Annotated in this window: 15 protein-coding genes; all 15 read left to right on the top strand. The window is 29.3% G+C overall.

Annotation, left to right across the window (positions count from 1 at the left end; all coding sequences use genetic code 11):
- The first annotated feature begins 1 nt into the window (after position 1).
- The 15 genes from C0982_RS04460 (at position 2) to C0982_RS04390 (ending at position 13,460) form a co-directional block, all read left to right on the top strand.
- Positions 2–886: a TlyA family RNA methyltransferase gene (locus C0982_RS04460; RefSeq protein WP_101773014.1), complete on the top strand. Its 885-nt coding sequence runs from the start codon at positions 2–4 to the stop codon at positions 884–886.
- Positions 887–897: 11 nt separating this feature from the next.
- Complete coding sequence (recN, locus tag C0982_RS04455; protein ID WP_101773013.1) at positions 898–2,583, top strand: DNA repair protein RecN; 1,686 nt, start codon at positions 898–900, stop codon at positions 2,581–2,583.
- A 31-nt stretch (positions 2,584–2,614) separates the two neighbouring features.
- Entirely contained in the window at positions 2,615–3,736 is a 1,122-nt protein-coding gene (gene steA / locus C0982_RS04450; RefSeq protein WP_101773012.1) for a putative cytokinetic ring protein SteA, read from the top strand.
- A 65-nt stretch (positions 3,737–3,801) separates the two neighbouring features.
- A complete protein-coding gene (locus C0982_RS04445; RefSeq protein ID WP_101773011.1) occupies positions 3,802–4,665 on the top strand; it encodes a copper transporter in 864 nt (287 codons plus the stop codon).
- An 11-nt stretch (positions 4,666–4,676) separates the two neighbouring features.
- A complete protein-coding gene (locus tag C0982_RS04440) occupies positions 4,677–5,363 on the top strand; it encodes a glycosyltransferase family 2 protein (RefSeq protein ID WP_101773010.1) in 687 nt (228 codons plus the stop codon).
- Between the two features lie 4 nt (positions 5,364–5,367).
- Positions 5,368–6,195: a glycosyl transferase gene (locus C0982_RS04435; RefSeq protein ID WP_101773009.1), complete on the top strand. Its 828-nt coding sequence runs from the start codon at positions 5,368–5,370 to the stop codon at positions 6,193–6,195.
- A 1-nt stretch (position 6,196) separates the two neighbouring features.
- On the top strand, positions 6,197–7,267 hold the full coding sequence (locus C0982_RS04430; RefSeq protein WP_101773008.1) for a DUF3866 family protein: 1,071 nt from the start codon (positions 6,197–6,199) through the stop codon (positions 7,265–7,267).
- A 13-nt stretch (positions 7,268–7,280) separates the two neighbouring features.
- Positions 7,281–8,093 (top strand): purine-nucleoside phosphorylase, encoded by an 813-nt coding sequence (locus tag C0982_RS04425; protein ID WP_180946857.1) that lies wholly within the window; start codon positions 7,281–7,283, stop codon positions 8,091–8,093.
- Positions 8,094–8,135: 42 nt separating this feature from the next.
- Positions 8,136–9,305 carry an endolytic transglycosylase MltG gene (mltG, locus tag C0982_RS04420; protein ID WP_242961493.1) on the top strand — a complete coding sequence of 390 codons (1,170 nt, stop codon included), beginning with the start codon at positions 8,136–8,138 and terminating at the stop codon, positions 9,303–9,305.
- Positions 9,306–9,391: 86 nt separating this feature from the next.
- Positions 9,392–10,045 (top strand): O-methyltransferase, encoded by a 654-nt coding sequence (locus tag C0982_RS04415; protein ID WP_101773005.1) that lies wholly within the window; start codon positions 9,392–9,394, stop codon positions 10,043–10,045.
- Between the two features lie 61 nt (positions 10,046–10,106).
- Entirely contained in the window at positions 10,107–11,348 is a 1,242-nt protein-coding gene (locus C0982_RS04410) for a peptidase U32 family protein (RefSeq protein WP_101773004.1), read from the top strand.
- 185 nt (positions 11,349–11,533) lie between these two features.
- A complete protein-coding gene (locus C0982_RS04405) occupies positions 11,534–11,890 on the top strand; it encodes a hypothetical protein (RefSeq protein ID WP_101773003.1) in 357 nt (118 codons plus the stop codon).
- 22 nt (positions 11,891–11,912) lie between these two features.
- Positions 11,913–12,455 carry a hypothetical protein gene (locus tag C0982_RS04400; RefSeq protein WP_101773002.1) on the top strand — a complete coding sequence of 181 codons (543 nt, stop codon included), beginning with the start codon at positions 11,913–11,915 and terminating at the stop codon, positions 12,453–12,455.
- 19 nt (positions 12,456–12,474) lie between these two features.
- Entirely contained in the window at positions 12,475–12,969 is a 495-nt protein-coding gene (locus C0982_RS04395; protein WP_101773001.1) for a hypothetical protein, read from the top strand.
- The gene (locus C0982_RS04390) at positions 12,966–13,460 is read left to right on the top strand and encodes a hypothetical protein (RefSeq protein WP_101773000.1); all 495 of its coding nucleotides are present in this window, start codon (positions 12,966–12,968) and stop codon (positions 13,458–13,460) included. The genes C0982_RS04395 and C0982_RS04390 overlap by 4 nt, the downstream gene beginning before the upstream one ends.
- Positions 13,461–13,606 lie beyond the last annotated feature (146 nt).

The raw sequence follows: 13,606 nt of genomic DNA, 5'->3' as shown, positions 1-13,606 counted from the left end.
TATGAAAAAAAGAATTGATGTTTTACTTGTTGAGAAAGGTTTTTTTTCAAGTAGGGAACAAGCTAGAAGAAATCTTATGGCAGGAAATGTATTAGTTGACAATCAAAAAGTTGACAAGGCTGGAACAACTGTTAATGTAGATTCGGAAATAAGAGTTAAAGAAAAATTGATACCATATGTAAGTAGAGGTGGTCTGAAATTAGAAAAGGCACTACAAAACTTTGATCTTAGTGTTGAAGGAAGAGTGTGTATGGATATAGGAGCTTCTACTGGTGGTTTTACTGATTGTATGCTACAAAATGGTGCAAAAAAAGTATATGCAGTGGATGTAGGATATGGGCAATTGGCGTGGAAATTAAGAGAAGATGATAGAGTAGTCTGTATGGAGCGACAAAATATAAGACATTTAGATAAAAATATGTTGGAGGAATTGCCAGAATTTTTATCTATTGATGTTTCTTTTATATCATTGAAACTCGTGCTTCCAAAAGTATGGGAAATTTCAGAAGAAAAATCTAGGGTAGTAGCTCTTATAAAACCACAGTTCGAGGCAGGTAAAGAAAAAGTAGGGAAAAAAGGTGTAGTGAGGGATCCTCAAACACATACTGAAGTAATAGAAAAAGTGACAAAAATTGCAGTTGAATGCGGATTTAAAGTTCTTGATTTAGATTTTTCACCTGTAAGAGGTCCTGAAGGTAATATTGAATATTTAATTTATCTTGAAAAAACATTAAAGAAAGATAATGAAATTAGTATAGATGATGTAGAGTTTGAAAAAACTTTAGGTCATGATGAAATTGAATTACTAGAAAAAGGACAAGATTATGATGTATATCAAGATATAGTTGTAAAACTTGTAGAAAAATCCCATTCTTTGAGTAAATAGCGGAGGCTGTTATGATTTATGAGCTTTGTATAAGAAATTGTGCCTTAATAGAAGAAGCAAAGATTAACTTTGGAGAAAAATTAAATATTTTCACAGGGGAAACAGGTGCTGGGAAATCAATTATAATTGAGGCATTGAATCTGTGTTTAGGCGGAAAATATGATAGGACATTCCTTCGAAAAGGAAGTGAAGTAGGCGAAGTTGAACTAATACTATTTAGTGACAGCAAAAACTTTCTATCAATGCTAAAAGAATATGATTTAGAAATAGAAAACCATGAATCTGTAACGGTATCAAGAAAATTATTCAGTGATGGTAAGAGTATTACTAAAATAAATGGAAAAAGCGTAAGAGTTAGTGACTTAAAAAGAATAATGGCTTCTATAATAGATACACATGGTCAACATCAAAATCAAGCATTGTATGATAAAGAATCTCATATAGAATTTTTAGATTTATATGGTAAATCAGATATTGATAAAGACTTAATGAACTATCGAAAAAGTTTTCAAGAATATAAGGAAATAAAAAATAATATTTTAAAATTGAATGACAATAAATCAGATATAGAAATTCAAAGAGAAATTGATTTGTTGAAATTTCAAATTGAAGAAATATCACTTGCAAACATAAGTGAAAAAGAATATGATGACTTAAAATCAAAAAAAGAAATCTTTGAAAACGGAGAAAAAATATTTAACAGTTTAAATGAAATTTATTACCTAATTCACAAAGGAGAACAAAATGCTGAAGATTTGATAGGAAAATCTACATCACTTTTATCGGCGATTTCAAGTTATGATAGAACTTTGAAAGATATGGAAGATACTTCAGAAAAAATAATGTATGATTTGCAAGATCTTTCTACTAGAATTAGGACTTACATAGAAAGTATAGATTTTGATCCAAATACTTTGATCGAAATACAAGAAAGATTAGATGTTATTAATAATTTAAGAAGAAAGTATGGAGACTCTGTAGAGGATATTTTAAAATATTATGAATCAATAAGCTTAAGGCTTGAAGAAATAGAAAATAGAGAAGAATTAAACAAAAAACTAGAATTAATGCTTGAAAATACAAAAAAAGAACTCAGTGAAAAAGCATCTAAACTATCAGATGCAAGAAAAAAAGTAGCCTTAGATTTTGAATTAGAGTTAATGAAAGAACTAAAGAGCTTGAATATGAAAAATGTTGAATTTAAGGTTAATTTTAATTTATCAGAGTATAATGATATTGGACACGATGATGTAGAATTTTTTATATCATTCAACCTCGGTGAAGAACTAAAACCAATAAACAAGGTTGCCTCAGGAGGTGAAATGTCCAGGTTTATGCTTGCTTTTAAATCCATTATATCAAACATAGATAAGATAGAAACTATGATTTTTGATGAAATAGATACAGGTATAAGTGGAAGAGCAGCTCAAATAGTTGGAGAAAAACTATCTGATATATCTTCGGTAAAACAGGTGCTGTGTATAACTCATTTGCCACAAATAGCAGCATTTGCTGATACGCATTTTTATATTGAAAAAAACACAGACGGAAATAGAACATATACTGTAGTGGAAAAATTAGATAATGATTTGAGAAAAAAAGAAATATCGAGATTAATTTCTGGGAAGAGAATAACAGCAAAAACAATAGAGCATGCAGAAGAGATGCTAGAACTAACAAAAAATATAAAAAGATAGTTTAGTATTGTGATCTAGGGGGAGGTATTTTGTGCGAGTAGAGGCGAAATTAAAAAAAGATAGAAAAACAAAAAAACTCGCAAAGAGAATAGGAAGCGGAGAGATTGCTCTCATAAATCACGTTGATATAGACGAAGTTGCTGCAAAGTCACTTATTGAAGCTAAAATAAGCTTAGTGATTAATGCTGCTGAATCTATAAGCGGGAGGTATCCGAATGTTGGGCCTACGATTTTGTCTAGAAATAAAATAATTATTATAGATAATGTCGGAATGGACGTGTTCGATTCTTTGAACGAGGATGACATAGTTGTTGTAGAAGATGGAAAAATATACAGAAATGAAGTAGAAATAGGCAGTGGAGAAGTTTTAGATGAAGAAGCTGTATCTATAAAAACAAAATTAGCTTATGAAAACATAGAAGCAGAATTGGACAGATTTATAGACAATACGATAGAGTATGCTAAAAAAGAAAAAGGCCTAATATTAGGTGAAACTAAAATACCTGATATGAAGACCAATTATGCGGGCAAACAAGTATTAGTAGTTGTAAGAGGGCATAATTACAAAGCTGACTTAGAGGCAATGCTTCTATATATTGAAGAAATGAAGCCAATTTTAGTTGGTGTAGATGGTGGAGCAGATGCTTTATTAGAATTTGGATATAAACCAGATGTTATTGTGGGGGATATGGATAGTGTTTCTGATGAAGCCCTGCGTTCTGCTAAAGAAATTGTCGTGCATGCATATGTCGATGGAAGAGCACCGGGATTAAAAAGAGTCACTGATTTAGGACTAGAAGCAATTACATTCCCATCATTAGGTACTAGTGAAGATATTGCGATGTTAGCTGCGTATGAACGAGGTGCTAAGCTAATTGTAGCTTTAGGTACGCATTCGAATATGATAGACTTTTTAGAAAAAGGCAGAAAGGGAATGTCATCTACATTTCTTGTTAGACTTAAAATTGGCTCAAAGCTTGTTGATGCTAGAGGTGTAAGTATGCTTTATAATAGTAGATTAAAGTTAAAGTATATAATATCACTGATATTAACAGCCTTGTTCCCTATAATAATTATTGTGGCGCTTTCTCCTAAAGGTCAAACATTTTTGCAGCTGATACAAATAAAATTAAAGCTTTTATTACAGATGTAGGTGTTGGATTTAATCACAGATAAAAAGTTTTTATAAATAATAAGATAAAGGGAAGGTATAAAAAAATGCGCATTAATTTTAAATATTTTATAGTGTCAATTGGGTCCATATTTTTAGCTTTGGGAGTTGGGATATTAATAGGATCTAACATATTCACAAATGAAACAACTGAAAAACAAAATGCTGCTATAGTAAAAGATATTGATAATAAGTTTAAGATTTTAAAAGAAAAAGATGAAAAAATAGTAGCAGAAAATGAACGACTGCAAGAAGATTTAAACTCAACGATAAAATATATTGAATCTAATAAAGAATTGCTTACAGCAGGGAAGTTAAGTGGCAAAACAGTAGGTATTTTATCTTTTAATGAAAAAGAATCAACAGAAGACATTGAATCAATAGTTTCTAATTCAGGTGGAAAAATAGGATTCAATATAGTTGTTAACGAAACTGTTCTTGATAACGACAGTGTTAAAAAAGTAAATGATAAATTACACTTGAAATTAACTAAGAAAAAAGAGTTACTAGATTTAATAACAGATTCGATAAAAAATTCTAATTCAGATGGATATTTGACAACTTTTCAAGATTTAGGTTTGATAAAAATAAATGCTTTTTCAAATAGCTATGAATCAGTTGAAAATGTGATTATTTTTAATAATTCAAATACTAAACTTAGCAAAAAGGTTGATGAATTAGAAATTCCAATTTCTGAATCACTAAAAGAAAATAAAAATATGATAGCAGTACAGACAACTGCATCAGAAGCAGAAAATATCAAAAAATTCTCTAAAATAGCTTCAACACTAAATAATATAGATGAACCTATAGGTCAAGTTTCACTAGTTATGTTGGTTTCAAACAGTGACTTAAAAGGAGATTTTGGAAAAATAGAGGAAGGTGTTAATATTATACCTTTGATTAAATAACGGAGGAATATATGTTTACGAGTGTAATAATACCCGCATTTAATGAATGCGAAAGAATTGAATCAACTCTAGACTCTATTGCGAAAATCGATATAATAAACCAGATAATTGTCGTTGATGATGGGTCTAATGACGATACTGGAAATGTTTTGAAGCAATATAGTTCTGAAAAGTTGACTTATATGTTAAAAAGTAAAAATGAAGGAAAAGGAAAAGCACTAGAAGATGGGCTTAAAATGTTGGATTCACAAGCTGATATCGTTGTTTTTCTAGATGCTGATTTAGGAGAAACTTCATCTGAAGTTGTAAAAATCATAAATCCTGTAATAGAGGATAAATGTGATGTATGCATTGCTAGATTCAGACCCGCAACGAAAAAAGGTGGGATGGGCTTTGTAAAACGACTTGCAAAAAATTCTGTATATGAAATGACAGGAGTAGAATTAAATGCCACAATTTCTGGACAAAGAGCTTTTAAGAGAGAAGTAATTGAAAAATTTGACACAATTCCAGATGGATATGGAGTTGAAGTTGGGATGACGATAGATATTTTAAAATGGGGATATTCAGTCGAAGAAGTGATTGTCGATATGACTCACAATGAAACGGGAAGAGATTTAGCAGGTTTTATGCATAGAGCAAAGCAGTATTTACACATAAAAAAAGTTGTAAATAAAAAGAGGAAAGAATGGAGGTAGCAACATGTATAATTATTTGATGCCAATATTGTTCCTTTGTCTTGGAATAGCAATTACATTACTATCTATGCCTATGATAAATAGCATGCTGGAAAGTAGTGGGCTAGTGAAAGAAAATTATAAAAATCAGTTGATACCAGTTGGTATGGGAATTAGTTTTATACCAGCTGTTGTAGTAAATGCTTTTATTTTTCTATATTTTACGGTTGATCCTTATCAATCAGTAAAAATATATATATTATTATTTGGAATATTTTCTATGTGTTTTGCAGGAATAATAGATGATAGTCTTGGAAACAGAGATATTACAGGTCTAAAAGGTCATTTTACATCTCTATTTAAAGGAAAATTAACTACCGCTGGATTTAAAGCATTGCTAGGTGGATTTATAGGATTGATGATTTCGGCAACTTTAACTAAGTCGATTCCAAATATAATTGTATCAACGCTTGTGATTGCTTTATCAACAAATTTTATGAATTTATTAGATTTAAGACCAGGTAGAGCGTTAAAAGTATACACATTCTTTGCATTTATAATATTTATTTTCGCGTCTGCTTTCGATAAGACAGTAATGATGATAATAATTCCTTCTGTTATTGCATATTTTCACAGAGATATAAAAGCAATGGCAATGATGGGTGATGCAGGATCAAATGTATTAGGTGTAACATTAGGAATATTTATTGTAATGTCATTTAATATTCAAATACAAATAACATGTTTGATGTTGCTTATATTAGTACATATAGTTACTGAAAAATTTTCTTTAACAAAAATAATAGAAAATAATAAAGTGCTAAACTATATCGATGGACTTGGAAGGGATTAATATGATAAGTAAAAAAATTGGAATAGTGGAAAGCATAAAATCTGATAACGGAGAAATACAAGATATAAGAGTAAATATCAATGGAAGCATAGAAAAAGCATATAACTATGTAGCATTGACAGATAAAGTTGAAGTTGGAAATACTGTATCACTAAACACGACAGCTGTAGAGTTGAGTCTAGGAACAGGTGGATTTCATTTTGTGATTTTAAATCTTGATAACCCTAATTCAAAAATTAGCGATGAAGGTCATATAATGAAACTAAGATATACTCCATTTCAAATAAAAGTGAATGCAGCTGAGGAGCAAGAAAATAAATATCATGACGTTTTCAATGAATTCGTGTCACTGGAAAATTTACCAGTCGCAGTAGGCACTTTGCATAGTATGTTATCGCCATTTGCAGCTACTTATAAAAAATTATCACCGAATAAAAGACTAGTCTATATAATGACCGATGGTGCAGCTCTGCCTATAGCTTTTAGTAAGAATGTTGATGATCTAAAGAAAAAAAGGTTAATAGATTCTACAATAACTTATGGTAATGCATTTGGCGGTGATTATGAATGTGTTAATATCTATACAGCACTTATTACTGCAAAAGAAATATGTAAAGCTGATTGCGTGGTTATAGCGATGGGACCAGGTATTGCTGGTACGGGAACAAAATACGGATTTAGTGGTATTGATCAAGGCATGATAATTGATGCAGTAGAGACTTTGGGCGGAGATTCATATATTATTCCAAGAATCAGTTTTTCAGATTTGAGAAAGAGACACAATGGAATATCACATCATACCATTACAATATTAAATGAAATAGTAAATAAAAGAACTAATATTGTGATAAATGATAGTTATGATGATACTAAACTTAAAAGAATCAAAGAACAAATTGATAAATATATGATTGAAGAAAAACATAATCTCTTGTATACTAATTATAGTCAGACAAGAGCTGATTTAGAAAAAAATGGATTAAAAGTAAAGAGTATGGGTAGAAGTTTTGATGATGATCAAGAATTTTTTATTGCTTCTTCTACTGTAGCGAGTTATATTTCGAGTAAATAATAGGAGTATAATAATGTATGACAAAATCAATGAAACTGTAGAATATATACAAAAAATAACTAGATTTAAGCCAAGTATTGCAATGATATTGGGATCAGGAATGGGCAATATTGCAGATGAAATTGAAAATTCTGTGTCTATTTCATATAAAGATTTGCCTCACTTTAGTATTTCTAATGTAGAAGGTCATGCAAATAAATTGATTATAGGAGATCTTTGTGGTAAAAAAGTCATTGTAATGCAAGGTAGATTTCATTATTACGAAGGTTTTTCTCAATCAGAAATCACATATCCAATTAGAGTTTTTAAAAAGCTTGGAGTAGAAGATATATTAATAACCAATGCAGCTGGAGGCTGTAATAAAAGCTTTAAACCAGGTGATTTAATGATTATTAATGATCATATTAATATGAGTGGATCAAATCCATTAATAGGACCAAATGATGAGAGAATAGGGCCTAGATTTCCAGATATGACAAGCGCATATAATAAAGATGGAATTGCATTAATAAAAAAATGTGCTTCTAAATTAGACATAAAAATAAGTGAAGGCATTTATATGTTCTTTTCTGGACCAAGTTATGAAACTCCTGCGGAAATAAAAATGGCATCTATTTTAGGTGCTGATGCTGTTGGAATGTCGAGTGTACCTGAAGTAATAGTAGCAAGGTATTGTGGGATGAGGGTTTATGGAATTTCGTGTATAACAAATATGGCTGCGGGGATTTCAGGTGAAGAACTTAACCACAATGAAGTAATAGAAATTACTAGGTTAACAAATTCTAGATTTTCAAAATTAGTTAAAAAATTAATTGAGGAATTATAAATTATTACATAAAAAATAATACATTAGAAAGGAAAGGTGCAGGTGAATACAAATAATAAAAGAATAAAAAAAGGTAAAGTAAAAAAGAAAAAAAGAATAAGAATTTCAAGGTTGATTCTTGTTTTAGTCGTTTTACTAGTCATCTTTGCAGGCGCTGGGAATCTATATTATAAATCAGCTTCAAAAGCTGTGAATGATAAGTCTACAAAGTCTGTTCTAATAGAGGTTCCTAACGGTTCTAGTGTAAAGAAAGTTGCAAAAATATTAAAAGAGAAAGATTTAATTAAAAATAAATCAGTGTTTATATCTAATGTTAAAGGAAATGAGAAAGCAAAACATTTAAAGGCAGGAAAATATAAACTAGCACAAAATATGGACAATAATGCTATTATTGAAAAACTAATAAAAGGTGAAGTATACCAAGATGGTGTTAAGTTAACTATACCAGAGGGTATGCTTTCTACAGAGATAGTAAATAAATTAGTTTCTCAAAAATTTGGAGATAGAGAAAAATTTGTAAAACTTTATAGAAGCCCTAAAGAGTTTTCTTCAAAGTTTTCGTTTTTAAAAGATAGTAGAATTTCTACTCTAGAAGGATTTTTATTTCCATCAACTTACTATATAAAAAAGGGTGAAACAGAAAAGCAGATATTTGAAAAAATGCTTCTAGAATTCCAAAAGGAATATGATAAAAAAGTCAAATCATTAGTAGAAAAAAATAAATTAAATCTATATGATACTGTTATTATGGCGTCTATCGTTGAAAAAGAAGCTGTTAATGATTCTGATAGAGATATAGTTGCAGGCATATTTTATAATAGATTGGACAAGAAAATGAAGTTACAATCAGATGCTGTTCTACAATATGGGTTACCTGAAAGAAAAAGTAGAGTGTTATATTCTGATTTGAAGGTAGAAACACCTTACAATTTATATCTTCACGAAGGTCTACCACCTACACCTATTGCAAGTCCAGGAATTAAGTCCTTGATTGCAGCTGCAAATCCTAAAAAAACTGATTATTTGTATTTTGTTACTAATGTAGATGGGAAAAACTCCTATAGTACAACATTTGAAGAACATAGTAAAAATGCAAAGAAATATCATCAAGAAAGAAATGATTTACTAAAGGAAAACTCTAGTGAAAAAAATAAAACTGGAAATGATGAAAATGATAATAAAGAAAAGAGCAAAGAAAAGACTACTAATTAGTTATTCAGTAGATTGTCTAATATGTAGTATAAATTAGTTATAATTAAGCGGGGGAAATGATTTCCCTGCTTTTTAGAGGGGAGAATATGGATCATATAGTTAATGAATTAGTTAAAGAATATATAAATAACACTTTGAAGCCTAGCTGCGGAATGTTGAAAGAAATGGAAATATATGCACAAGAAAATGAAGTTCCAATAATACATAAAGAAGTTGCAGAAATGCTTAAAGTTCTATTAAAGCTTAAAAGGCCTAAACGTATATTAGAAGTCGGTTGTGCAATTGGATACTCTTCTATCTTTTTTGCCAGTGTTTTGGATAATGATGTAGAAATTATTACTACTGAAAGAAATGAGAAAATGATAGAAAGAGCCAAAAAAAATATAAAAGAAGCAGGCTTAGAATCTAAAATAAAAATACTTGAGGGTGATGCTGAAGAAACATTAAAAAATGTTAAAGGTGAATTTGATATGATTTTTATTGATGCAGCAAAAGGTCAATACAAGCTTTTCTATGATATGTTAATTGATAAAGTTAGAGTGGGAGGAATCATAATCTCTGATAATGTATTGTACCAAGGTATGATTGCAAGCGATGAGTATGTAATTAGAAGAAAAAAAACAATAGTTAAAAGGATGCGTAATTATTTGAATTACATATGTACAGCTCAATATCTAGACACTTCTATAATACCGATTGGAGATGGAGTTGCGATAAGCTATAAAAACAAAGATAATTAGAATAAAATAAGATTATACTGGGTATAAGATGAAATATTGTTTTATTTGGAAGGAGAATTAAATGAATAAAGTAGAACTTTTGGCTCCAGCTGGAGATCTTGAAAGATTAAAGATTGCAATAGAATACGGAGCTGATGCAGTATATTTGGGTGGAGAAAATTTTGGTATGAGATCTGCTGCCAAAAATTTTTCTATTGAAGATATAAAAGAAGGTGTTGAATATGCACATTCTAGAGGAAAGAAAGTTTTTGTAACAGTGAATATAATTCCACATAATGAAGATTTTGAAGGATTTACAGAATACTTACAAGACTTAAATGGAGCGGGTGTAGATGCGTTAATAGCTTCAGATCCAGGTGTAATTGATGTTATTAAAAATACACTGCCTAATATGGAAATTCATCTGAGTACTCAAGCTAACACTACAAACTATCAGAGTGCAAAATTCTGGTACAATCAAGGTGTTAAGAGAGTTGTAGTAGCTAGAGAATTATCATTTAAAGAAATCAAAGAAATTAGAGAAAGTATTCCTGAAGACATGGACATAGAAGCCTTCATGCATGGGGCAATGTGTATTTCTTATTCAGGAAGATGCTTAATTAGTAATTATATGACAGGAAGAGATGCTAACAGAGGTTCATGTGCACAGTCATGTAGATGGAAATATAGTCTAGTAGAGGAAAAAAGACCAGGAGAGTATTTCCCAATATATGAAGATGACAGAGGAACGTTCTTCTTTAACTCAAAAGATATGTGTATGATTGAATATATACCAGAATTGATTGAATCAGGTATTACAAGTCTAAAAATTGAGGGTAGAATGAAAACTGCATACTATGTTGCTACTGTTGTAAGAGCATATAGAATGGCTATAGATGAGTACTATAAATCACCTGAAAATTGGAAATTTAACCCTATTTGGCTAGATGAATTGAAAAAGGGAAGTCACAGACATTTTACTACAGGTTTTTATACTGACAAGCCAGGAAGTGAAGAACAGAACTACGCATCAGCGTCATATGTTAGAAACTATGACTTTACAGGTATAGTAGTTAGTGAAAAAGATGAAAATGGATTTGTTACAGTTGAGCAAAGAAATAAAATGATTGTAGGTGACTCTATAGAAATAATTGGACCATATACTCATACTATTACAACTGAAATAGTTGAAATGTTTGATGAGGAAGGTAATTCTATACAAGAAGCTCCTCACCCAAGACAACTAATAAAGATGAAATTGCCAGAAGAAATTGGAATGAATTTTATGCTTAGAAAAGAAATTGAAGAAGAAAAGAAAGCATAAATAATATTTGGGTAGAAATATAAATTGAAGATTGAAATATAAATTTAAAAGACACTAGAAATTTAAATGCACCAGTATTTATTTTTTAGTGTCTTTTTAGTGTATTTTAAAAAAATTATGCCTATATATTTATAGATAATAAAAAACAGGAGGGATTTAAAATAAAAAGAAAGGGATATATAGGAATGGATTTTTTGTTTTCAATAATTATATTAGGAATACTTATTTATATTTTTTCTATTTTCATATCGAATGTAAACTTATATAATAAAAATCTTAGAAGAGAAACATTGCTTGTTAATAACATGATTGAAGAGGCAGAAAAGGAAATAAAATATATAAGCAATCAAAAAAAGTGTAGTGATTTTGATTATGCAGATAAGAAAATAAATGTTTATGGTGATACTATAACTATAAATAGAAAATGTCTAGATAAAGAATATGGTCTAATATCATCAGAAATTTTTATCGAGTATGAAAATATTCATGATAGTATAAAGGTATACTCTATTTTAGATTTAGACCTAGATACACAAAAATAATAGTGCCAATATAGGAGGGTTTGTGATAATAAAAAGACGCAAAGGAAATTTATCTATAAATGTTTTTATGTGTATTATATTTTTAACTTCTTCTATTATTTCTTGTACTATGATTATTAAAAAGTTAAATGATTTCAAGACTATAAATATGGAATTGGTTAAAAATGATTATGATGCAGAGTTAGCTGAAAGCGTAGTTAGATTGAACTTCTACTATGCGATAGAAGAAGCTTACAATAATACGAACAGTGAATTAGAGTTTAAAGAAGCTTTTTCTAGGTTTGAGAGTGAATATTTTAATAATATATTCGAAAAAAAATATTTTAATAACGAGAACAGCTTTATATCAAACGTTGAAAAATCAAAAGAGTATAGCAATATCTATATGGAAGAAGATTATATTGATTTTTTTTTGATGATAAAGTATAAAAAAGAAGGTATCACTAGAGATAGCATAAGAAAATGCAGGATAAAAAATCCATACAGAAGTATTGAGGGTTTAAATGAAAATAAAAGAGAATTAGAAGAGGATGAAGTAAAGAATCTTTTTATGATTTTATATTAAAAAATTTGGGAGTGATTTTTTGAAGAATAAAAAAAATGGATACCTTACTATCGAACTAATAGTAGCTATGAGTATAATTGGATTAATTTTTATATTATCTTTTCCTAGATACAATGACAAAGAAATAGTCTTTTCTTCAGAAGTCTACAGATTCAAATCGGATATAAGAAAACTTAATATGTTAGTTTCTGACAGGGAAGATTTTTATGAAGTATTTTTAGAAGATGATAAGTATACTATTTTTAAGAATGATAAAGCAATAACTACAGAGAATCTTCCAGATAATATAAAGATACTTTCTGGAGAAAGTAGTATAGTTTTCAATAATACTGGAAGAAAAGGAGCACCAAATAAAGGCTTGAGTGTGTATTTTTTTCAAAGAGAAACCAAAAGACTTGAAAGAATAACGATTATGTTAGCAAGTGCCAGAGTAGTTTCTTATAGGGAAGACTATGAAAAGAACAAGGCGTTAGTAGACTATTTGTTAAAAGATAAAGGGGAGGAATTGTCTTGAGCAAAAAGAGAGGATATATCACTTTAGAGTTGATTGCATATTTGTCTATTGCTGCTGTAGTATTATTGACGATTGGTTGCTTATTAAAATCTATAACTAGAATAAATAATACCATTCTTGAAAGGTCAGAATTGGAAGAAATTTCAATCGTAGTTGAAGATAGAATTAGAAACGAATTAAAAGAATCTATAGGAATAGTACATATGGAGTATACCGATGAGCCTATAAAAGGAAACTATAAAGAGGTATCATCAATAACATATGATATGTATGATAAGGATCATAAAAAAAAGCTAATTAGAAATGAAATAGTAAAATCTGGTACAAATTTATACATTGTAAATAAAGGAAAGTATCAAATAGGTAACTATGTGCAAAAAATATTTATAGATTTCGATAAAAATAAAAAAATGAAATTTTTAGTCATTTATGAAAAGGGAAAGAATTCTTATAAAAGTCACTTTACAATATACAGAACTAACTCAAAATAAGACTTGCAAATAAATGGCTATAGTGGTACAATATACAGAGATAGATTAGAGAAGTTATTAATTCTTGTGAGGCATTTTTGGCTCACATTTTTTATGCAATTTTTTTAGCTGACTTAATATTTAATGTAGAAATTTAATAGTAGTTT

It is taken from the genome of Peptostreptococcus faecalis (genome assembly GCF_900240845.1).
In the GTDB taxonomy this organism is placed as follows: domain Bacteria; phylum Bacillota; class Clostridia; order Peptostreptococcales; family Peptostreptococcaceae; genus Peptostreptococcus; species Peptostreptococcus faecalis.
Note: the sequence above shows the minus strand (reverse complement) of the source record. Positions and strands in the feature narration are given on the sequence as shown.

Bases quoted from the DNA above. Each gene is read 5' to 3' on its own strand.
- C0982_RS04460 (WP_101773014.1), top strand. From the start codon at position 2: ATGAAAAAAAGAATTGATGTTTTACTTGTTGAGAAAGGTTTTTTTTCA.
- recN (WP_101773013.1), top strand. From the start codon at position 898: ATGATTTATGAGCTTTGTATAAGAAATTGTGCCTTAATAGAAGAAGCA.
- C0982_RS04445 (WP_101773011.1), top strand. From the start codon at position 3,802: ATGCGCATTAATTTTAAATATTTTATAGTGTCAATTGGGTCCATATTT.
- C0982_RS04440 (WP_101773010.1), top strand. From the start codon at position 4,677: ATGTTTACGAGTGTAATAATACCCGCATTTAATGAATGCGAAAGAATT.
- C0982_RS04435 (WP_101773009.1), top strand. From the start codon at position 5,368: ATGTATAATTATTTGATGCCAATATTGTTCCTTTGTCTTGGAATAGCA.
- C0982_RS04430 (WP_101773008.1), top strand. From the start codon at position 6,197: ATGATAAGTAAAAAAATTGGAATAGTGGAAAGCATAAAATCTGATAAC.
- C0982_RS04425 (WP_180946857.1), top strand. From the start codon at position 7,281: ATGTATGACAAAATCAATGAAACTGTAGAATATATACAAAAAATAACT.
- C0982_RS04415 (WP_101773005.1), top strand. From the start codon at position 9,392: ATGGATCATATAGTTAATGAATTAGTTAAAGAATATATAAATAACACT.
- C0982_RS04410 (WP_101773004.1), top strand. From the start codon at position 10,107: ATGAATAAAGTAGAACTTTTGGCTCCAGCTGGAGATCTTGAAAGATTA.
- C0982_RS04405 (WP_101773003.1), top strand. From the start codon at position 11,534: ATGGATTTTTTGTTTTCAATAATTATATTAGGAATACTTATTTATATT.